The sequence below is a fragment of the Polaribacter sp. genome, assembly GCF_039939415.1.
Classification (GTDB): Bacteria; Bacteroidota; Bacteroidia; order Flavobacteriales; family Flavobacteriaceae; genus Polaribacter.
Genome location: NZ_JBDVJE010000045.1, coordinates 1 through 21422 on the forward strand (window position 1 = coordinate 1; position 21422 = coordinate 21422).

Sequence of the window (21422 nt, forward strand, 5' to 3'; positions counted from 1 at the left end):
ATAAATACAACCAACAGATAATCAGTAATAAAACCTATTATTATAATATTATTTTAACTTACAGGTAATATAGTATATATATTAATTAAATTTATTGTTTTCTAAGATATTATTCTACTCTAGTTTTGCACCCCGCTAATAAATAGAAACAAAATTATGAAAACAAATAATCAAAAAATTAAAATAGAAAACAGAATTGGTGCTCCTGTTAAAAACATAAACAACACAAATTCAAATATTTGGAACCTAAAAAGACGTTATAAATAATTAACGTTAAACATCATATACAAAGCTCTTTTTCTTAAAAAAGAGCTTTTTTTATTCAATTTTAAATAAATATTATATCTTATATTTTCTTCAGATAAGCTTTTTTACTTCTTATATTAAAAAATCTTTTTCTAAACCTTCATTTATTTTCTTTAAAGTAAAATAATAGCTTATTTTTACGCAAATTTTACAACACAACAAATATTATAATGAAAAAATATACATACACAGAAAAAAAAGACACACGTTCTGGTTTTGGTGATGGTTTAACAGAATTAGGAAGAACAAATCCAAGCGTAGTAGCTTTATGTGCAGATTTAATAGGTTCTTTAAAAATGGATCAATTTATTAAAGAAAATCCAGAAAGATTTTTCCAAATCGGTATTGCAGAAGCAAACATGATAGGTATTGCTGCAGGATTAACTGTTGGTGGTAAAATACCTTTTACTGGGACTTTTGCAAATTTTTCTACAGGAAGAGTTTATGATCAAATTCGTCAATCTGTTGCTTATTCTGGTAAAAACGTTAAAGTATGTGCATCTCATGCAGGTGTAACTTTAGGTGAAGATGGAGCTACACACCAAATATTAGAAGATATTGGTTTAATGAAAATGTTACCAGGAATGACCGTTATTAACCCTTGCGATTACAATCAAACTAAAGCAGCTACTATTGCTATAGCAGATTTTGAGGGGCCTGTTTACTTACGTTTTGGTAGACCAAAAGTACCTGTATTTATGCCAGATGAAGAATTTGTAATTGGTAAAGGAATTCAATTAACAGAAGGAACAGATGTTACTATTGTAGCCACTGGTCATTTAGTATGGGAATCTTTACAAGCTGCAGAAAAATTAGAAGCAGAAGGAATTTCTGCAGAAGTAATTAACATTCATACAATTAAGCCTTTAGATGAAGACATTATTTTAAAATCTGTGGCTAAAACAGGATGTATTGTAACTGCAGAAGAACATAACAAATTAGGTGGTTTAGGAGAAAGTGTGGCTAGAACTTTAGCTTTAAATGCTCCAACTCCTCAAGAATTTGTTGCTACCAATGATACTTTTGGAGAATCTGGAACACCAGAACAGTTAATGGCTAAATATGGTTTAGATGCAAATGCTGTTGTTAAAGCTGTTAAAAAAGTAATTTCAAGAAAATAATAACGTTTTTGGTTTTTAAAACGTCTTTATATTAACTATAAATAAAAAAAATATGAAAAAAGTAATTTTAATTTTATGTTTAGCTTTTGGGTTTAGTCAAATTTCTAACGCTCAATTAGCTTTTGGTTTAAAAGGAGGTATTAACTATAATTCAGATTCATTTAAGGATGTAAAAGATGATGTTTTATCTGGAGCAAAATCAAAAACTGGTTTTCACGGAGGAATATGGTTACGCGCAAAAATACCTGTAATTGGTTTGTATTTAAGACCAGAACTTGTGTATACACAATTAGGTAATGATGTAACTTACCAACAAAAAGGTAGCACTATAAAAACTGAAACTTCATATAATTTTAAAAAAATTGATATACCTGTTTTATTAGGTAAAAAAATATTTGGAATTGGAAATATTTATGCTGGTCCTTCTTTTCAATATATTTTAGGTTCTGATTTTGAATTTAACGATTTAAAAGAAGTAAAATCAGATGGTTTTACAGTTGGTTTACAGTTTGGTGGAGGAATAGAATTAGGAAAATTAGGTATAGATTTACGTTGGGAAAGGGCTTTCTCTGATGTAGAAAATACATTTGCTAATTCTTTAAGCGCTGACGATGTTAATTTTGATACAAGAGTTAATCAAATAATTATTGGTTTATCTTACAGATTATAAAAATTATATTTTTTTAAATTAAAAAAGCTCTTGAAAATTTCAAGAGCTTTTTTATGTTATAAATTATCAAATTAATTAATATCAGGATTTAAATAATCAGGTAAAGTAGGATTGTTTGGATCACTAAAGTCATTGGCAGGATTACCATCACCATTTGCATCTTCATTAATTGTTAAAACACCATCTCCATCATCATCTGTGTCAAAAAAATTAGGAGTTCCATCTTCATCTGTATCGTCATCTCTTGAATCATTATTCCCATCTGGGTCTTCATAAATAGATGCAATACCATCATTATCATGATCAGTATCTTTAACAAACTCATACAAATCAATATTAAACATCAAACATTCGTTTGCTAAAATACTTCCACTACCAATATTTGAATAGGCTAAACCAGAAGGAATAAATAATATACCTCTTCCTCCATTTTCATAAGTGATAGGTCCATTATTTGTAACGTTATCACCTCCTTTAAATTTTGTAAATCCATGAGCCCAACCTCTAATTACACCATTTAGTGTAATCCAAATACCATTATTACTGTCAAAAGAACCACTTATGCTGTCTGTCTCAACTATTCTTTGTCCATTATATTTCACATAAACAGAATCCATAACTGTTGGGTTTCCTTTATCTATTGTTGGGGTACCTTGTTTTTTAACAAAATAATATAAAGTATAATCGATTTCGTTCTCTGTAATTTTCATCGATTCTACATTGTCAATTAAAGCTTCTTGTCCAGAAATTATAGCTTTAACAGAATCTACAGAGGTATCATAATAATGATTTTGTAAAAACTGTACTAGAGTATCGTTATCTACTAAAGCCTGTGCTTCATGATCAAAATCATCTAAAGTAGTTGTAGAGCTATTTCCACAAGCATGTATTAGCACTGTAATAATTACAAAAGCAAAAATATTTTTTATTTTCTTCATTTAATCTTAAAATTTGAACGTGCAATTTACCAATTTTATACCTTTGTAAAAAGACAAACATTATATTTTAACTATTTTTATGAGAATTGATAAATATTTGTGGTGCATTCGTATTTTTAAAACAAGAACTTTAGCAACAACAGCTTGTAAAAAAGGACAAGTTAAAATAGATGCAAAAGCCATAAAACCATCTAGAGAAGTATTTGGTGATGAAATAATTTTAGTAAGAAAAAATCAAATAAATTATCAATTAAAAGTTTTAGATTTACCAGAAAGTAGAGTTGGCGCAAAATTGGTAGATTTATACAGAAAAGATATGACCCCAAAAGAAGAGTTCGAAAAAACTGAACTTTTAAAATTTGCAAAAGATTATTACAGAAAAAAAGGTACAGGTAGACCTACTAAGAAAGATAGAAGAGATATAGATAATTATCAAGAAGGTTCAACAGAATAAATTATGACAACATCAGGAAACATTATATTAAACCAATTACAAATTTCTCAAAAAATAAGAAGAATAGCTTATCAAATTTATGAAACTAATAGTGATGAAAAAGAAATTATTCTTGCTGGTATTATTGGTAATGGATTTGTTTTTGCAGAAAAATTGATGGAAACATTAAAAGAAATTTCTCCTTTAAAAGTAACTTTATGTAAAGTTAATATCAATAAAAAAAACCCTTTAGAACCAATAACAACTTCTATAAAAGTAGAAGAGTATCAAAATAAATCATTGGTTTTAGTTGATGATGTTTTAAGTTCTGGAACTACTTTAATTTATGGTATAAAACATTTTTTAAATGTTCCTTTAACAAAATTTAAAACTGCAGTTTTAGTGAATAGAAATCATAAGAAATATCCCGTAAAAGCAGATTTTAAAGGTATTTCTATGTCTACTTCTGTAAAGGAACACATACAAGTAGAATTTTCTAAAAAAGAAGCAATAGCTTATTTAGTAGAATAATTTTTCTAATTCTTCTGCAACTTCTTTTTTAGTTTTATTATCAATTTTTACAATCGTTTTAGCTTTTTCATAAAAAGGTCGTCTTTCAAAAAGATGTTTTGCAACAAATTCTGGTATTTTATCATCACTTAAAGATGCAATTAAAGGTCTTTTAGCTTTTTTTCTAATTAAACGTTCAATCATAGTAGCTGTACTTCCTTGTAAATAAATAGAATTTGTATCTGCATTATTTATAGCTTCCATATTATTTGCATAACATGGTGTTCCTCCTCCTAAAGCAAGTATAAAATCTTCATCTTTAGCAAGAATTTCTTTTAGATATTTATTTTCTATTAATCTAAAATAAACTTCTCCTCTAGTTTCAAAAATTTTTGAAATAGACATTCCTTCTTTATCAATAATATAGTCATCTAAATCTAAAAACTTCATAGACAACTTTTTAGAAATCCTTTTACCAATACTAGATTTTCCTGAAGCCATATAGCCTAACAATACTATTTTCATTGAATTAAAATTTTTACAAATATCTGTAAAATATTTTCATTTTAATACTAATAATTCCAATGATTGATAGTATATTTGCACTCGGTTTACAAAATAGACCTGGTAGCTCAGTTGGTAGAGCATCTCCCTTTTAAGGAGAGGGTCCTGGGTTCGAGCCCCAGCCCGGTCACAAAAAATGTTAAGCAATTTGCTTAACATTTTTGCTTTTTACAAATGCGCACGTGGCGAAATTGGTAGACGCGCAGCCTTGAGGGGGCTGTTTTCGTAAGAAAGTGGAAGTTCGAATCTTCTCGTGCGCACTTATATTTAAAAAAAAAAGCTTATTTATAAAAAGGGTATTGTTTCACAAAAAATTAACCTTTCTAAAAGCAATTATCACTAATTTTGCAATATGCAAAAACTAATATTTATTTTGTGCTTAATTTTTTCATTTAGCACATTTTCTCAAAAAGATACTTTAAGGGTAAAAATTTTAAAAGGTGAGGTTGTTCATGCCGAAACTAAAAAAGCTTTAAGTGCAGCTCATATTTTAAACTTAAATACTGTACAAGGAACTATTACAAACGATAAAGGTTTTTTCGAAATACCTACTAAGGCTAATGATACCATTTTAGTTTCTTATTTAGGATATGCTTCTATTAAATTAAAAATTACAAATGATTTACTAAAAGGTAATGAATTGTTAATTGCTTTATATGAAAAACCTGAAGAAATTAAAGAAGTTGTAATTAAGTCTACAGAATTAATTGGAGTTTTAGAAATTGATATAAAACAAGTACCAAAAGATAGATTTACGAGAATTAAAATTAATGGATTGCCACAAACCTATGAGGTTGGTAAACCTAAAGGTAGCGACTTCTCTTCTCCTATTGCAGCATTATTTCAGCCTGTAGATTTTTTATATAACCTTTTTGGAAAAAAACCTAAACAGTTAAAAAAACTTCAAAAGTTAAAGAAAGAGGATGATTTACGTAAAATGCTTTCTGGTAAATTTGATAGAGAAGTAATGATGGAGTATTTACAAATGGATAGACAAGAGCTTACAGAGCTTTTAACTGATTGTAACTACTCTGAATATTTTATTAAAAAAGCATCTGATTTACAAATGATAGAAGCTGTTTTAGATTGTTATGAAAACTACAAAGCACTAAAAAAAGGAAAAATTGAGCGTAATAAAATTCCTGTTAAAAATTAAACTTTAATTTGCTTAATAGAATAGTTATTTTTATATAAAAAAAGGGCCTAAAGCTATGCTTTTGACCCAAATCAACTATTAAAACTAACTAATTACTAACTATAAAACTGTTGTAATGTATTTATAGTTATACTTTCTCCTTGTATTCCAAGTCATTCTTTTAGATTGAATTATTTCTTTTGAATTATTCTTTACGTCTTCGTTATTTATGTGATTGTTTCTCATAGTTATTTATTAATTATTTACAACTATATGACGTAGCACTTTAGTATTAGTTACACATAAAATTGACTTTAACAGAACTTTAAGAATTTAAAAAATAGTCATAAAAAAAATCCAGCAATGCTGGATTTTTAAATTTTTAAGTAAAATTTTTAATTACTGATTTCCTAAAATAATAGGCATACCTGATTTACCAGCACCTATTAGTACAACTTTACTATTTGGTGATTTAGATAATTCTAAAGTAGCTTCTATACCTTTTTCTTGTAATATTTTATCAGTTAAAGAAGCGCTTAAAATTTTATTGGCTACAGCTTTACCTTCTGCATCAATTTTTTGTCTTTCTGCTTCTTTTTTTGCTTTTGCTAACCTAAATTCATATTCTAAAGATTCTTGTTCTTGTTTTAATTTAGTTTCAATAGCTGTTCTAATAGTTGTTGGTAATTTAACATCTTCTACTAAAACTCTTTTTACGATTAAATATTGATCTTTAAGTAAAATTTGAACTTCATCTAAAATTTCTTGTTCAATTACATCTCTTTTACTCGAATATAATTGCTCTGGAGTGTAACGTCCTACAACACTTCTTGCTGCTGCATTAATTGCTGGATCTAACAATTCTCTTTCATAGTCTTCTCCTTTAGTTTTTATAAGGTTTCCTAAATTAGAAAATTCTGGTTCATACCATATGGTTCCATTTACTTTAACCTCTAATCCATTTACAGAAAGCACGTTCATTTCGTCAGAAATAGATTGCTGACGTACTTTTCTAACAATCATCTTATTCCAAGGTGCAACAACATGAAACCCTTCTCCATAAGATTTGTCTGTATTTATACCATCTCCTAAAGTTTCAAAAATAACGCCTCCTTCACCAGGACCAATAGTTACTGTAGATTTAGAAAATAAAATAATTGCAACTACCGCTAAAACTATAAAAAATAAACCTCCTTTTGGAAACTTAATATCAACTTGATTATTTGCCATTTTGTTTTTTTAAAAATTCTTTCAAATTTACAATAACTTTGTTAAACACAATCTATATATTCACAATCTTCACTAGAAATTTCTAATTCGAGTGTTATATGTTCTAGATGAAATTTATCATACAATAAGTTTCTAATACTTGTTTTAAGCAACTTTGTTTGCTTCCAAGACAATGTTTCATCTACAATTAAATGCATTGTTAAAACATTGTATTCTCCATCCATAGTCCATAAATGACAATCATGTACACTTTTTACTTCATTAAATTTTATAACTTGAGCTTTTACCTGATCTATAGAAATTAGAACAGGAGCACCTTGTAAAATAATTCTTATACTTTCTCTTCCGTTTTTAAAAACATTATATAAAATAAATGATGCAATTAAAAGTGATAATATTGGGTCTAAAATTGGAATATCCCAAAACTGCATAATAATACTTGCAATTAAAACAGCTGCCCAACCTAAAACATCTTCTAACATATGTATAGAAACAACTCTTTCATTAATAGATGTACCTTTTCTTAATTTTAAAACTGCTGCACCATTAACAATTATACCTAAAACTGCAAACCACATCATACCTTTTGCATCTGCGTGTTCTGGGTTTAAAATTCTTGGAATTGCTTCTATGATTATAAAAAAAGAGCCTACTAAAAGAATTACAGAATTAATTATTGCTCCTAAAAGAGAAAACCTTTTAAAACCATAAGAATACGTTTTTGTTGGTTTTTTGTTTGATAAATTTTGAAAATACCAAGCCATACCTAAGCTTATACTATCTCCTAAATCATGTATAGCATCTGATGTAATTGCTAAACTATTGGTATAAATTCCGCCAATAAACTCTACAATAGTAAAGAATAAATTAAGGAAAAAAGCTGTTTTAATATTTTCTGATGATGATTGTTGATGACCCTTATTATGATGATGATGTGCCATAATTTTTAATTTAAAAAATCAAAAAAAAAACATTTAATAATCTAATTTTATATTTTTCCAAAATATTTCCTTACAAACCATTCTACTGATAATAAAGTAATTACAATGAATAAAACCCATTTCCAATCAATTAAATTTTGTTCTTTTACTATTGATTTTTGTGTAGTATAAAATGCTTTATTTTTTAAAAGCTGTTTTTTTAATTGAGCAATCTCAGATTTAAAAAAGAGCTTCCCTCCTGTTTTGTTTGCCAACTTTAAAAGTTTTTTAGAATCTGCATTTGTAAATTGTTCTTCAACATGATATTCTGTAATTTTAAAATTACCATATTTTTTTATATTCTGACCATTTACGGTTACTTTATACGTATAATCTCCAGAACTAAGGTTTTCTATTTCTGTTTGATAAGAGTTATTTACTAATGAAAACGGAATTTTTACAAATTCTTTAGTTTCTACATTTGTAATTGCTATTTCTAAAGAAGCTCTAGCATCAAATTGATAGTTTTTATCTGTATAAAATGCAGAAATATAAATGGTTGAATTTGCTGGGTATAAGTTTTCTGCTTTTACCTCTAAACGATTTCTTTTTTTATTTGATGCTAAATATTGAATTAAATTTCCAATAAAAGCATCAAAATCTTGAAATGAGTTAGAATTTAAAAAACTACTAGATCTCCATTTCCATAAACCTTCTCCAAATAAAACTCCATATTTTAGATTATTTTCTTCGATAGTTGCTAGTAAAGGTTGTTCGGTTTGTAAACCATTAATATTTTGATATAATAATGTTTGATGTTCTTTAGAAATAAATACCTCACCAAACTTATCTTTTAATGGAGAAAATTGACCAAAACCAATATCTTTTTGTAAAAAAGTTAAAAAAGAACTGTTTAATACTGCACTATAATTTTCTGTTTGATTGATAACATTTTTCCTAATTCCAAATGGTTGTTTATTAATAAAATTCCAATCTGTATTTGTTCCAGAAATCAATAAAAAATTATTACTAGCAGATTTAATTTTATTTACTAAATGGTTGAATTTATTATTCGGCTGAAACAAAATAATTAACTGATAATCGTTTAATTGATTTTTAAAATCATCAATTAAAAAAACATCTACAGATCGCTGTTTATTAGACTCTATAGATTTTTTTAAAGCTCCTAAATCTGGATGTAAAACAGATGTTAAAACCAATACTTTTGTTTGTTCATCTATAACCTCTACAGAGAAATTTTTAACATTATTTTTCGTGCTTTTCTCTCCTCTTAACTTTTTTATTGATGCAGTGTAATATTGAGTTCCTTCTTCTAAAGAAATTAAATTGGTTAAAATAGTTTTAAAATTATTTTCTGCAGAGAATTTTATTTTTTTTGTAAAAACTGTTTTTCCTTTTTTAGAAATTGAAAACTCAGTAGTAACCTCTTCTGTTCCACTGTAATTTAATAAAACTTCTATTGGAAATTTATTTTTAATATAACTATACTTATTTACATTTAATTGACTTATTTTTAAATCTTTATACTGAATTGTATCTCCTAAAAGTACAGGAAAAACCTTTTGTTTAGAATTGATATATTGATAACTATTTCCAATAGTCTGATTACCATCAGATAATAAAATAATTGGAGCAATTTTACCTGAATGCAACTCATTTAAAGAAGAAATAGCTTTTTCTATATTCGTATTATTCTCAGTAAAAGATAAAGTGTCTAAAAGGTTTAAATTATCACCAAAAGCAAAATTTTGAATATCAAATTTATCTTTTAATTGATTATCAGATTTAATTTCCTCTAAAGTTTTTTTTATATAATCTGCTTCGTTAAAAAAGTCTATAGATTTAGAGTTATCAACCAAAATACTTAGTATTGGCTTACTATTTTGGAGTTTCTTTTTTTTTATAATTGGGTTAATAAATAACAAAATCAATAATAAAAGACTAACTGTCTTTAAACTAAACAATAAAATATTAATTTTAGTTTTGTTTTTTATTTTATAAAAATACTGAAAATAAGCTACTGAAACACTCAGTAACAAAGCAATAACAATATATAATAATGTAGTTGTTTGCAAAGAAATTTATTTATTGTTAAAGATAAAATTACTATTTAAAATATTAAAAATAGAATTTATTTTTAACAAAAAAAAAAGAGTTCCTTGTAGAACTCTTTTTTAACTATAAAAAAATATTTAATACAAACTAAAATAATCTTTATCCATTTTTTCTCCAACTAAAGATAAATCATCTACTAAATTTTCTATAAATCCTTTTAAATCTTCTTGAAAATCTTCTATTGTTTTATATTTATATTCAGAAGTTAATTTACCAATTAAAAAGGCTGCAGAATTTTTATGAGGATATTCTTCTTTTGTTAAAAACCCCATGTAATAATTAATGCTATTTAGAGAGTTCATTATAGATCTTGGGCAATTTGTATTTAAAATTAAAAACTCTAAAACATTATGACTTGTGGGTGTTTTTCTATAATATCTTCTCATCATATCATAAGTTTCAATACATTTTAATAATGTTGTCCATTCAAAACTCGTTTTAACAGAAGTACCAGAATTAACTTTTTCTATAAGAGCATCATTGTATTTAGAATTAATAATTCTTATTACTTGGTTGGCTCTTTCAATATAGATACCTAACATAATAATGGCATATACTTCATCATGCAACAGTGTTGCTCTAATTTTTGTTCTTAAAGAAGCAATATTCGATTTAATTAAATTAGTAAATTCGAATAAACCACTTTTTACAAAACGTTCTGCAGAATAATTTTTAACTTTTCTATTAAGTGTATTAATAGATTCGTATAATTCTGTAGAAATTAAATCTCTTGCTCCATTTGCATTTTGTTGAGCGTAACTTATAGAACTTAAAATCGAATAATGTTTTTCAGGGTTTAAACCTATATCAAACAAAACATCTCTTTCATTTAATGTTTTTGTTGTTTTTAACTCTTCTTCATCTGCAACAAACAACATAGATCTTAAAACAAAATCTCTTGATTGAGAAAGCTCATTTGGTGCGTCTAATGAAGAAAAATAATTTACATTTAAATACCTTGCAATATGCTCAGAACGTTCTAAATAACGCCCCATCCAAAAAAGGTTATTGGCTACTCTTGCTAACATATATCTTTATTTATTTTTTTAAAACCCATGTATCTTTAGAACCACCACCTTGTGAAGAATTAACAATTAAATTGCCTTTTTTTAAGGCCACCCTTGTTAAACCTCCTTTTAAAACGAAATTTTTATCTTTTCCAAGTAAGGTAAAAGTTCTTAAATCTACATGTCTTGGTTCAAAAGATTTTTCTTCTTCAATATAAGTAGCATGGGTAGAAAGCGACATAATTGGTTGAGCAATATACTTTCTTGGACTTTCTTTAATTGTTGCTTTTACCTTTTCTATTTCTTCTTTTGTCAGTTTATTTCCAATAGAAATTCCATAACCACCAGATTCATCAACAGGTTTTACAACTAATTTATCTATATTTTCAAGAACAAATTTAAGTTCATCTGGTCTACTACAATGATAGGTATAAACATTATTTAATATAGGCTCTTCGTTTAAATAATATTTAATGATTTGAGGCATGTAAGTATAAATAGCTTTATCATCTGCTACACCAGTACCTGGTGCATTTACTAAACAAACTTTTCCTTTAATATATGAATTAAAAAGACCTGAAACACCCAAAACCGAATCTGGATTAAATACTTGGGGATCTATAAAATCATCATCTATTCTTCTATAAATAACATCTACCCTTTCTAAACCTTTAATGGTTTTCATGTAAACAAAATCGTTTTCTATAAACAAATCTCTTCCTTCTACCAACTCAACTCCCATTTGTTTTGCTAAAAAAGAATGCTCATAATATGCTGAATTATAAACACCTGGAGTTAAAACAACACACTTAGGCATGTCTACGCCTTTAGGTTTTACAGACTCTATAATCTCTAATAAATTTTGCCCATAATCTGAAACATTATGTGATTTATAATGATTAAAAACACCAAATAAAGTTCGTTTTAATGCCTCTCTATTTCCTACCACATAACTTACTCCAGAAGGGCATCTAATATTATCTTCTAAAACATAATAATCTCCATTAGAATGTTTTATTAAGTCTGTACCAGAAACATGGTTATAGATTCCTCCAGGAGGATTAAAACCTTTCATTTGTTTTAAATAATTAACAGATGAACTTATTAATTCTATAGGAACAATACCTTGTTTTATTATTTTTTGGTCATGATATAAATCCCATAAAAATAAGTTTAAAGCCTTACTTCTTTGTAAAGCACCAGCTTCTAACTTTAACCATTCATCATTACCAATAATTCTGGGAAATAAATCAAAAGGAAAAATTTTTTCTTTGGTTTCTTTATCTCCATAAACCTGAAAAGTAATTCCCTGATTAAAAAAAGCATCCTTGGCTTTATCATTAAGAGACACAAAATCATTAATAGAATATTCACTAAATAATTTAAATAAAGTTTGGTATACTTCTCTTACTTCTTTGTCTTTGGTAAAAATCTCATCATAAAACCTAGAATCAAATTCATAGGCAGAAAAAATAGGCAATTTTGTATATGCTTTCAAATTATATTCTTTTAATGTAAAATTAACAAAATAATTCAATAAACAATATTTTTCATTAAATTATTAGCACTAAAAATCAAATTACATTAAATAATATAACGTATATTTACATTTGTGTTGAATTATTAATAATGCTTAAGATTTTTATTCATTTAATGCTTTTAAACAATCAATTAACAAACAATTGTAGTTCAATTTAATTACTTTCACATTTCTATTTAACTTTCAAATAAACTATGGCACTAAAAGTTGTAATATCACATAAAACCAAATATATATACGATCGTTCTGTAAGTCTTTCTCCTCATATATTTAGATTAAGACCCGCGCCACATAGTAGAACACCAATAGAATCTTATTCATTAAAAATTGAACCTAAAGACCATTTTTTTAATTGGCAGCAAGATCCTTTTGGTAATTATTTAGCTCGCGTAGTTTTTCCAGAAAAAACTACAGAATTATCTATTGATGTAGAAATAATAGCAGATTTAAAAACGATTAACCCTTTTGATTTTTTTGTTGAAGAATCTGCAGAAGAATTTCCTTTTACATACTCAGAAACTCTTAAGAAAGAATTAATTCCTTATTTAGAAGTTACAGAAAAAGGAAAATTAATAGATAAATTTATAAAAACTATAGATTTTACTCCCAGAAAAACCATTTACTTTTTAATAGATATAAATCAAAAAATTTACGAGTTTTTAAATTACAACATTCGTATGGAACCTGGTGTTCAAAGTTGTGAAGAAACTTTAGATAAAAAAACAGGTTCTTGTAGAGATTTTGCTTGGTTATTTGTACAAACGTTACGTCATTTAGGTTTTGGTGCTCGTTTTGTTTCTGGTTATTTAGTACAATTAAAGTCTGATGAAAAATCTTTAGATGGACCTTCTGGACCAGAACAAGACTTTACAGATCTACATGCTTGGGCAGAAGTATATATACCAGGTGCTGGTTGGATTGGTTTTGATGCAACTTCAGGTTTATTAGCTGGTGAAGGTCATATTCCGTTAGCCTGCACACCTAATTTTGAAAGTGCTGCACCTGTTTCTGGAATGTCTGATAAATGTGAAACTACTTTTGAATTTGAAAATTCTGTAGAAAGAATTTTTGAATCTCCAAGAGTTACTAAACCTTATACAGATAAACAATGGAGTGCCATAGAAAAATTAGGACATAAAGTAGAAAAGCAACTTCAGAAAAATGATGTAAGACTTACAATGGGGGGTGAACCCACTTTTGTATCAATAGATGATATGGAATCTGCACAATGGAATACTGATGCAGATGGCCCAGAAAAGAGAGAAAGAGCTGCAGATTTATCTAATAGATTATTAACCACAATTGGTAAAGGAGGGTTTTTACACCATGCCCAAGGTAAATGGTACCCTGGAGAACCTTTACCTAGATGGTCTACTGAATTATGCTGGAGAAAAGATGGAAGAAAAATTTGGTTTGATTCTAATTTATTAGCAGCTATAAATAACTCTATAAAAATAGAGAAAGGCTCAGACAAACTATTCTTAGAAACCTTAACTAACTATTTAGCCATTACTAAAGACCATATTACACCTACTTATGAAGATGCTTTTTATTTTTTATGGGAACAAGGAAAACTTCCTGTAGATATAAATCCAGGTGAAGATAAAGACAGTTCTTTAGCAGAAAAGAAACTAAAAGAGATTTTAGAAGGCGGAACATCTAACCCTGTTGGTTATGTATTACCTCTAAATAAAACAGAAAATAATTGGTTTTCTAGTGAATGGAAGTTTAGAAGAAATTATATTTATTTAACCCCTGGGAATTCTCCATTAGGATTAAGACTACCTTTAAATTCATTAGCATCAAAACCAGAACATGAAATTTTTCCAATTTATGAACCCAACCTTTTTGAGAAAAAGAAACGTTTACCTAGTTTTAGAAGAATGGTTGCAAAAAGGCATGAAAAAGTTTTACAAAATGGAATAAATAAAAATTTACCAAATTATTTTGTTAGAACAGCTCTTTGTGCAGAAGTAAGAGAAGATAAACTACACTTATTTCTACCACCTTTAGATGATGCTGCCGCTTATTTAGATTTATTAGCTTCTATAGAAGCAACAGCTAAAGAATTAAATATTCCTGTAATTTTAGAAGGTTATGGTCCTCCACATGATAATAGGCTTGAATCTATGAAAATTACACCTGATCCTGGAGTTATTGAAGTCAATATTCATCCATCTCATAATTGGCAACAATTAATAGACACAACTTTTACTATTTACAATGAAGCTAAAAAAGCTAGATTAGGTACAGAGAAGTTTATGATCGATGGAAAACACACAGGTACTGGTGGAGGAAATCATGTTACCTTAGGAGGTGCTACCCCTAAAGATAGCCCATTACTTAGAAAACCAGATTTACTAAGAAGTTTACTTACTTTTTGGCAACATCACCCTGGACTTTCTTATTTATTTTCTGGTGCCTTTATTGGACCTACAAGTCAAGCTCCAAGAGTAGATGAAGCTAGACAAGATAATCTGTATGAATTAGAGATTGCCTTTAGTCAAATTCCTAAAGACGGTGAAGTTCCTTTTTGGTTAACTGATAGATTATTTAGACACCTTTTAACAGATTTAACAGGAAACACACATCGTGCAGAATTTTGTATTGATAAATTATACTCTCCTGACTCTTCTTCTGGACGATTAGGGATTTTAGAGTTAAGAGGTTTTGATATGCCCCCTCATGCACAAATGAGTTTATTACAAAACTTATTAGTAAGAACATTAGTTTCTTGGTTTTGGAAAAAACCTTACGAACATAAATTAGTTAGATGGGGTACATCTTTACACGATAAATTTTTACTAGAACATTATGTAAGAGAAGATATTAAAGATATTGTTGCTCAATTAAATAAAGCTGGCTATGCATTTAAAGAAGAATGGTTTAATCCGTTTTTTGAATTCCGTTTTCCATTACATGGTATGGTTAAAATTAATAACATAGACTTAGAATTAAGAGCTGGTATAGAGCCTTGGAATGTTCTTGGTGAAGAAATGACAGGTGGAGGAACAGCTAGATATGTAGATTCTTCTGTAGAAAAACTACAAGTTAAGGTAAATAATTTTTCAGAAGAAAGATTTGTCTTAACTTGCAACGGTGTAAAAGTACAATTAAAAAGTACAGGTGTAAAAGGTGAATATGTAGCAGGAGTTCGCTATAAAGCCTGGAACCCTTATTCTGCTTTACACCCAACAATTAATGAAGATACACCATTAATTTTTGATATTGTAGACACTTGGAATAGACGTTCTATTGGTGGATGTACATATTATGTAACACACCCAGGAGGTCGTTCTTATGATACCTACCCTATTAATAGTTTTGAAGCAGAATCTAGAAGAATTAATCGTTTTTGGGATTTTAATCACTCTCAAGGTGAATTAGAAACTGTTGATGATGAAAAGAAAGAAAAAAAGAACACTAAAGTTGAACGAGAAACAAATGTAAAAGAACAAGGAAGTTCTAAAAAATTTAGATATCAAGAAATACCTAAAAACCCTGAATTTCCGAATACTTTAGATTTGAGATTGAAAAAATAATTTTCTAAAAATTTATGCCAAATAAAAATTTATTTGAAAAATATTTCAATGATTTTGAAGACTATGATGAAGTTTTAAAATCTGACATGACCATAAACCCTAGTTGGGAAAAATTATTAAATAATTTTTCTGCAATTGGTATTGAAGAATTAACAGAAAAACAAAAACAAATAGACTGGTTACTTGCAGAAAATGGAGTAACCTATAATGTATATAACGACCCAAAAGGTTTAAACAGACCTTGGAATTTAAATATAATTCCTTTTATTATTGAACAACAAGAATGGAAATCAATAGAAAAAGGTTTAAAACAAAGAGCAGAGTTATTAAATCTAATTCTAAAAGATATTTATGGTAAAAGAGAATTAATTAAAAATAAAATTATTCCACCAGAAATCATCTATTCTCATCGTGGTTTTTTAAGAAATTGCGATCAAATAAAATACAACACTTCAAAAAATCTATTGATTCATTCTTCAGATTTAGCTCGTGGTCCAGATGGCAGAATGTGGGTTGTAAATGATAGAACAGAAGCTCCATCAGGAATGGGATATTCATTGGAAAACAGATTTTCTGTAAGACGTACTGCTCCTGATTTATTTAAAAATATAAAGATTGAACAACCTTTTGGTTTTTTTAACGATTATCATCAATTACTAATAGATTGTGCTCCTACAAAAAAAGAAAATACAACAATAATTATCCTTACTCCAGGACCACATAATGAAACCTATTTTGAACATGCTTATTTAGCTTCTTATCTAGGTTACCCACTTGTAAAAGGTAATGATTTAGTTGTTAGAAGTAATAAAGTTTACATTAAAACTCTAAAAGGATTAATACAAGTTGATGTAATTTTAAGACGGGTAGATGGCGCATACACAGACCCTTTAGAGTTAAAGGGAAATTCTTTTTTAGGTGTTGCTGGTTTATTAAATGCTGTTAGAAAAAATAATGTTAGCGTTATTAATCCTATAGGAAGTAGCGTTTTAGAAAATCCAGGTCTAATTCCTTTTATGAATTCTATTTGTAAATATTTTTTAAATGAAGATCTTATTCTTCCGCAAATAGCTTCTTGGTGGTGTGGACAAGAAAAAGAACGAAAATTTGTTTTAGAAAACATAACAAAATTTGTTGTAAAACCAATAGACAGAACAAACAGAGAACATATTTATTTTTGTGGATTATTAGATGAGAATGAATTAGAATTACTCAAAAAACAAATTTTAGAAAAACCTTATGGTTTTGTTGCTCAAGAAAATATATCATTTTCTACAGCTCCTAACTTTACAAGTAAAGGTTTAGAACCAAGAAAAGTGGTTTGCAGAACTTTTGCAGTAGCTAAAAACAACTCTTACAGCATAATGCCAGGTGGATTAGTAAGAGTTGCTGCAGAAAGAGAAGATTTACGAGTTTCTAACCAAAGAGGAGGCACAAGTAAAGATTTTTGGATAACTAATTCTACAAAAAAAGAACAACCTTATAACAAACGTTACCATTGGCACAATTCTTCTACCAATGCTTTAGCAGGAATTGAAAACTTACCAAGTAATACTGCAGAAAATTTATTTTGGTCTGGTAGATACTTAGCTAGAACGTTAGTTACTGCAAGGTACATTAGAATGGTATTACATAAAATGTCTGATTCTGACTACAACAAACAAGATTCGGAATTAGAAAGTTTACATATTTTATTTAAATCTATTACTCATCTAACTTCAATTTTCCCAGGTTTTACAGGGAAAAATAAAGAAGCAGCTTTTAAAGACCCTTTAAAAGAACTGGCAATTGTTTTATTTGATACTAAAAAAATTGGTAGTCTAGCAAATACAATTCAATCTTTCTCTAACTCCTACTTCTCTTTAAGAAATCTTTGGTCTAAAGATATGTGGAGGGTGTTTGATTCATTAACTAAAGAATGGAAAAACTTTAAACCAGAAAACCATAAGAACATTAAAAGCATTACTAAATTACTAGATAGTATTATTACCAAGTTAATTGCATTTATAGGATTAATTGAAGAAAGTATTTTGGTAGAACAAGGTCTCTTACTTTATTTTATTGGTCTGCAAATGGAACAAGCTATGATGAACATCGATAAATCTAGAGCACTTTTAGTTATCAAAAATGAAGAACATACAGAATACGAAATTTTAGAATCTCTATTAGATAGTAATGAGAGCTTAAATATTTATAGATACAGTTTTAAATCTTATTTAAATATTGAAAATGTTATTAATTTAATACTCTTAGATAAATCTTACTCACGCTCATTAAAATATCAATTAAATAGAATTCGTAGAGACATAAAAAAAATGCCTAGTAAAAATCAAAATATAGAACTTTCTTCATCATATAAACATATCAAAGAAGCCTGTGAATTGATTGACCAAATAAATTCTAAAGAAATTTTAAAATTAAATGATCAAGAATTTACAAGAGCACATTTAGATGAATTGTTAGAAAAACTTAGCACATTAATACACAGTACTTCCTTGTCAATAACTAACACTTATTTCAATCATTCAGAACAACAAAGACAATTGGTTCAACAAAACAACGTTTAATAATGTTATTTACTATAATACACACAACAAGTTATAATTATGATGAAGCTATTACCTATTGTCATAATATAGCAATTCTAAAACCTAGAAACCTTGTAGAACAAAAACTTATAGATTACTCTTTAAACATATCTCCTTTACCATCTTATGTTGAAGAAGACATCGATTTTTTTGACAATACTGTTACTAGATTCTCTATAGAACAACCACATAAAAAATTAGTAATTACCGCTAAAAGTATGGTTGAAATTAATAGTGAATTAAAACCCGATATTTCTACTTCAGAAATTTGTAAAAACACAACAATTAAAGATGTTGTAAATGAATTAAAAAAAGGAACCAAAGAAATGTTAATGGTTCATGAATTTACATTAGATTCTCAATTTATAAAGTCAATTTCTAAAGAAATTAAAAACTATGCAGAAATTTCTTTAAAATTAGACAGACCTGTATTTGAAGCAACTAAAGAGTTAATGGAAAGAATTTTTAAAGACTTTACTTTCGATTCTAATTTTAGCACAATTGCAACTCCTTTAGAAAAAGTAATGAAAGCAAAAAAAGGAGTTTGTCAAGATTTTGCTCAAATTGCAATTGCTTGTTTAAGATCTGTAGGTTTACCTGCAAGATATGTTAGTGGTTACATAGAAACATTACCCCCTCCAGGAAAAGAAAAGTTAATAGGTACAGATGCATCGCATGCGTGGTTTTCTGTATATATACCAAATTTTGGATGGATAGATTTTGATCCAACAAACAATCAAATACCAAAAAATCAACACATTACAACTTCTTACGGACGAGATTATTATGATGTACCACCTTTAAAAGGAGTACTTTACGGGTCTGGAAACAGTAAAATGAAAGTCTCTGTAGATATTAGACCTGCTAAAAAAGAGTTACAACAACAACAACAACAACAACAACAACAACAACAACAACAACAACAATAATAATTATTTTCTTTTTCTAGAAGTAATAAAATAGACACCTGTTAATAAAATAACAGATGCAATTATAGATTGAGTTGATAAATATTCATCTAAAAAATACCATCCCATAAACATCGCAATTACAGGGTTTACATAAGCAGATGTAGCAACTTTTTCTGCTGAAACTACTTTTAACAAATAATTAAAAGATGTAAAAGCAATAATACCTCCAAAAACAATTAATAAAACCATAGATAGCTGCACATTTGTACTCCAATTTAATGGAGAAGACCAAGTTTCATTAAATCCTATACTTATTACTGCCTGAATAAACCCAGCAATAATCATTTGATAACCAGTACTTACAAAAAAGTTTTTTGGTAAATCAGCTTTAGAAACAAAAATACTTCCATAACTCCAACCTAGAACACAAGTTAACATTATAACAATTGCTAAAGAGCTATGATCTGAAGTTGTAAATTCTTGTTGACTTACTAATAAAAACATACCTATAATACCTAAAAAAATACCAATCATAGATTTTTTTTGCATTGTTTTGTTATCAATAATTCGCATTAAAACCAAAACAAACAAAGGTTGTGTAGATGCTACTAATGAACTAAAACCACTATCAACATATTGCAATGCCCATACAAAAACACTATTTCCATACACTAAAAAAAAGAAAGACACAATAACAGTGTTTAGTAATTGTTTTTTATTAATAGTTAGTTTTACTTTTAATAACGCAGCTACTAAAACCATCAGTAAACCTGCAGTAAAAAAACGAATAGACGCCAAGAAAAAAGGCGGTAACTCAGTAACTGCAATTTTATTAAATAAATATGTAGAACCCCATATAACATATATGGCAATAAAAGCTAAAATAATAAGTACTTTAGAATTTCTAAAAAACATCTGTTATTTTTTTTGTAAAACTACTATTAATATGATTGATAAGTATTTTATATTTTGATTAATAATTGAAGTTGTAAATTATTATATTTGAAACCATAATAAAAAATATGGAAAACGAAACATTTGATAAAAAAAGAGTAATAAGTTTTAGTGATGCTGTTTTTTCTATTGCCATAACCATTCTTGTTTTAGAGATTGTAATACCAAGTTATAAAGAATTTAATACAGGAAATACTTTATTAATATTAAAAAACAGACTACCAAGTTTTATTGGTTTGGTAATAAGTTTTATGGTAACTGCAATTTATTGGATTGCCCATATGAGAATTATGAAATTTGTATCTACAATTAACAACAAAATATTATGGTACAATATATTACTACTGTTTTTTATTGTACTCCTACCCTTTTCTACTGCTTTTTATATAAAAGGATTTAGTTATAAAGGTCCTTTTGCTTTTTATTGTTTTAACCTATCTGCAATTGGTTTTTTCAATTTTCTACTAAATGTTTACATCCCGAAAAAAGAAAAAGGATTAACAGGCATTACACCAATTTTCGCCAAATACCTTAAAGTAAGAGCAATGAATGCTTTTTTAATTTGGGCTTTGGCTGGTATTTTGGCATTTGTATTACCGATGACTGCTAGATTTTTGTTTCTATTTTTATTCATTTTAGAATATTTTTTTAAGAAGTATTATCTGAAAAAATTAAAAAAAGAATCAGAAATTGAATAAAAAACACCCTTGTGCCCTCTTTATTAAACTTCATTTTATAATTGCTATAATTTATGAACTTTCTACGATTTAGTGATGGAATAGTTTAGAGTAATTAAACTAATTTTTTCATATTAAAATACTTTTTAATTTTATTTTAATATGAAATTTTACATCTAAAAAAATTAAACACACTACAATTTTTTTTAATTTATATATTTTTTTTCTAAATAAAACTCA

The 21422-nt window shown here is 27.5% G+C and carries 18 protein-coding genes and 2 tRNA genes; 11 read left to right on the top strand and 9 right to left on the bottom strand.

Annotated features, from left to right (window positions below; all coding sequences use genetic code 11):
* Positions 1–476: 476 nt before the first annotated feature.
* Together ABJG40_RS06670 and ABJG40_RS06675 are read left to right on the top strand one after the other, a co-directional pair.
* Entirely contained in the window at positions 477–1427 is a 951-nt protein-coding gene (locus ABJG40_RS06670) for a transketolase C-terminal domain-containing protein (protein ID WP_348023801.1), read from the top strand.
* A 52-nt stretch (positions 1428–1479) separates the two neighbouring features.
* A complete protein-coding gene (locus ABJG40_RS06675; RefSeq protein WP_348023802.1) occupies positions 1480–2097 on the top strand; it encodes a porin family protein in 618 nt (205 codons plus the stop codon).
* A gap of 71 nt (positions 2098–2168) precedes the next feature.
* On the opposite strand, the gene ABJG40_RS06680 is transcribed toward ABJG40_RS06675, so the two are convergent.
* Positions 2169–3035, bottom strand: coding sequence for an FKBP-type peptidyl-prolyl cis-trans isomerase (locus ABJG40_RS06680; protein ID WP_348023803.1), 867 nt, complete (start codon positions 3033–3035; stop codon positions 2169–2171).
* 79 nt (positions 3036–3114) lie between these two features.
* Here ABJG40_RS06680 and ABJG40_RS06685 point away from each other — a divergent pair, with 79 nt between their 5' ends.
* The gene (locus ABJG40_RS06685; RefSeq protein WP_348023804.1) at positions 3115–3489 is read left to right on the top strand and encodes a S4 domain-containing protein; all 375 of its coding nucleotides are present in this window, start codon (positions 3115–3117) and stop codon (positions 3487–3489) included.
* 3 nt (positions 3490–3492) lie between these two features.
* Entirely contained in the window at positions 3493–3999 is a 507-nt protein-coding gene (locus tag ABJG40_RS06690; protein WP_348023805.1) for a phosphoribosyltransferase family protein, read from the top strand.
* Here the strand turns inward: ABJG40_RS06690 and ABJG40_RS06695 are convergent.
* Positions 3988–4503: a shikimate kinase gene (locus ABJG40_RS06695; RefSeq protein ID WP_348023806.1), complete on the bottom strand. Its 516-nt coding sequence runs from the start codon at positions 4501–4503 to the stop codon at positions 3988–3990. The two genes, ABJG40_RS06690 and ABJG40_RS06695, sit on opposite strands and share 12 nt — an antisense overlap.
* 96 nt (positions 4504–4599) lie before the next feature.
* Here ABJG40_RS06695 and ABJG40_RS06700 point away from each other — a divergent pair.
* From ABJG40_RS06700 to ABJG40_RS06710, 3 genes are all read left to right on the top strand, one after another.
* Positions 4600–4672 (top strand) — tRNA-Lys (locus ABJG40_RS06700).
* A gap of 46 nt (positions 4673–4718) precedes the next feature.
* Positions 4719–4802, top strand: a tRNA-Leu gene (locus tag ABJG40_RS06705).
* 92 nt (positions 4803–4894) lie between these two features.
* Entirely contained in the window at positions 4895–5698 is an 804-nt protein-coding gene (locus ABJG40_RS06710) for a carboxypeptidase-like regulatory domain-containing protein (protein WP_348023807.1), read from the top strand.
* Between the two features lie 99 nt (positions 5699–5797).
* Here the strand turns inward: ABJG40_RS06710 and ABJG40_RS06715 are convergent, their stop codons facing one another.
* From ABJG40_RS06715 to ABJG40_RS06740, 6 genes are all read right to left on the bottom strand, one after another.
* Entirely contained in the window at positions 5798–5923 is a 126-nt protein-coding gene (locus tag ABJG40_RS06715) for a hypothetical protein (RefSeq protein ID WP_348023808.1), read from the bottom strand.
* A gap of 153 nt (positions 5924–6076) precedes the next feature.
* Positions 6077–6907, bottom strand: coding sequence for a prohibitin family protein (locus tag ABJG40_RS06720; protein ID WP_348023809.1), 831 nt, complete (start codon positions 6905–6907; stop codon positions 6077–6079).
* A gap of 41 nt (positions 6908–6948) precedes the next feature.
* Positions 6949–7848 carry a cation diffusion facilitator family transporter gene (locus ABJG40_RS06725; RefSeq protein WP_348023810.1) on the bottom strand — a complete coding sequence of 300 codons (900 nt, stop codon included), beginning with the start codon at positions 7846–7848 and terminating at the stop codon, positions 6949–6951.
* Positions 7849–7895: 47 nt separating this feature from the next.
* Entirely contained in the window at positions 7896–9812 is a 1917-nt protein-coding gene (locus ABJG40_RS06730; RefSeq protein WP_348023811.1) for a VWA domain-containing protein, read from the bottom strand.
* Between the two features lie 228 nt (positions 9813–10040).
* Entirely contained in the window at positions 10041–10991 is a 951-nt protein-coding gene (locus ABJG40_RS06735; RefSeq protein WP_348023812.1) for an alpha-E domain-containing protein, read from the bottom strand.
* Positions 10992–11001: 10 nt separating this feature from the next.
* Positions 11002–12468, bottom strand: coding sequence for a circularly permuted type 2 ATP-grasp protein (locus ABJG40_RS06740; RefSeq protein ID WP_348023813.1), 1467 nt, complete (start codon positions 12466–12468; stop codon positions 11002–11004).
* Between the two features lie 236 nt (positions 12469–12704).
* Here ABJG40_RS06740 and ABJG40_RS06745 point away from each other — a divergent pair, with 236 nt between their 5' ends.
* From ABJG40_RS06745 to ABJG40_RS06755, 3 genes are read left to right on the top strand one after another with little or no spacing between them, the layout of a single operon-like run.
* Positions 12705–16052, top strand: a complete 3348-nt coding sequence (locus ABJG40_RS06745; RefSeq protein ID WP_348023814.1) for a transglutaminase family protein — start codon at positions 12705–12707, stop codon at positions 16050–16052.
* A 14-nt stretch (positions 16053–16066) separates the two neighbouring features.
* Positions 16067–18619 (top strand): circularly permuted type 2 ATP-grasp protein, encoded by a 2553-nt coding sequence (locus ABJG40_RS06750; protein WP_348023815.1) that lies wholly within the window; start codon positions 16067–16069, stop codon positions 18617–18619.
* Positions 18620–18621: 2 nt separating this feature from the next.
* A complete protein-coding gene (locus ABJG40_RS06755; RefSeq protein WP_348023816.1) occupies positions 18622–19569 on the top strand; it encodes a transglutaminase family protein in 948 nt (315 codons plus the stop codon).
* Between the two features lie 3 nt (positions 19570–19572).
* Here ABJG40_RS06755 and ABJG40_RS06760 read toward each other — a convergent pair whose 3' ends face one another.
* Complete coding sequence (locus ABJG40_RS06760; RefSeq protein WP_348023817.1) at positions 19573–20466, bottom strand: EamA family transporter; 894 nt, start codon at positions 20464–20466, stop codon at positions 19573–19575.
* 107 nt (positions 20467–20573) lie between these two features.
* Between ABJG40_RS06760 and ABJG40_RS06765 the strand changes: the two genes are divergently transcribed.
* On the top strand, positions 20574–21203 hold the full coding sequence (locus tag ABJG40_RS06765) for a TMEM175 family protein (RefSeq protein ID WP_348023818.1): 630 nt from the start codon (positions 20574–20576) through the stop codon (positions 21201–21203).
* The last annotated feature ends 219 nt before the right edge of the window (positions 21204–21422 follow it).

Excerpts from the sequence above, each read along its gene's own strand:
- ABJG40_RS06760 (WP_348023817.1), bottom strand. The coding sequence starts at position 20,466 with ATGTTTTTTAGAAATTCTAAAGTACTTATTATTTTAGCTTTTATTGCC.
- ABJG40_RS06675 (WP_348023802.1), top strand. The coding sequence starts at position 1,480 with ATGAAAAAAGTAATTTTAATTTTATGTTTAGCTTTTGGGTTTAGTCAA.
- ABJG40_RS06720 (WP_348023809.1), bottom strand. The coding sequence starts at position 6,907 with ATGGCAAATAATCAAGTTGATATTAAGTTTCCAAAAGGAGGTTTATTT.
- ABJG40_RS06680 (WP_348023803.1), bottom strand. The coding sequence starts at position 3,035 with ATGAAGAAAATAAAAAATATTTTTGCTTTTGTAATTATTACAGTGCTA.
- ABJG40_RS06765 (WP_348023818.1), top strand. The coding sequence starts at position 20,574 with ATGGAAAACGAAACATTTGATAAAAAAAGAGTAATAAGTTTTAGTGAT.
- ABJG40_RS06715 (WP_348023808.1), bottom strand. The coding sequence starts at position 5,923 with ATGAGAAACAATCACATAAATAACGAAGACGTAAAGAATAATTCAAAA.
- ABJG40_RS06695 (WP_348023806.1), bottom strand. The coding sequence starts at position 4,503 with ATGAAAATAGTATTGTTAGGCTATATGGCTTCAGGAAAATCTAGTATT.
- ABJG40_RS06745 (WP_348023814.1), top strand. The coding sequence starts at position 12,705 with ATGGCACTAAAAGTTGTAATATCACATAAAACCAAATATATATACGAT.
- ABJG40_RS06690 (WP_348023805.1), top strand. The coding sequence starts at position 3,493 with ATGACAACATCAGGAAACATTATATTAAACCAATTACAAATTTCTCAA.
- ABJG40_RS06725 (WP_348023810.1), bottom strand. The coding sequence starts at position 7,848 with ATGGCACATCATCATCATAATAAGGGTCATCAACAATCATCATCAGAA.
- ABJG40_RS06735 (WP_348023812.1), bottom strand. The coding sequence starts at position 10,991 with ATGTTAGCAAGAGTAGCCAATAACCTTTTTTGGATGGGGCGTTATTTA.
- ABJG40_RS06755 (WP_348023816.1), top strand. The coding sequence starts at position 18,622 with ATGTTATTTACTATAATACACACAACAAGTTATAATTATGATGAAGCT.
- ABJG40_RS06685 (WP_348023804.1), top strand. The coding sequence starts at position 3,115 with ATGAGAATTGATAAATATTTGTGGTGCATTCGTATTTTTAAAACAAGA.
- ABJG40_RS06710 (WP_348023807.1), top strand. The coding sequence starts at position 4,895 with ATGCAAAAACTAATATTTATTTTGTGCTTAATTTTTTCATTTAGCACA.
- ABJG40_RS06670 (WP_348023801.1), top strand. The coding sequence starts at position 477 with ATGAAAAAATATACATACACAGAAAAAAAAGACACACGTTCTGGTTTT.
- ABJG40_RS06750 (WP_348023815.1), top strand. The coding sequence starts at position 16,067 with ATGCCAAATAAAAATTTATTTGAAAAATATTTCAATGATTTTGAAGAC.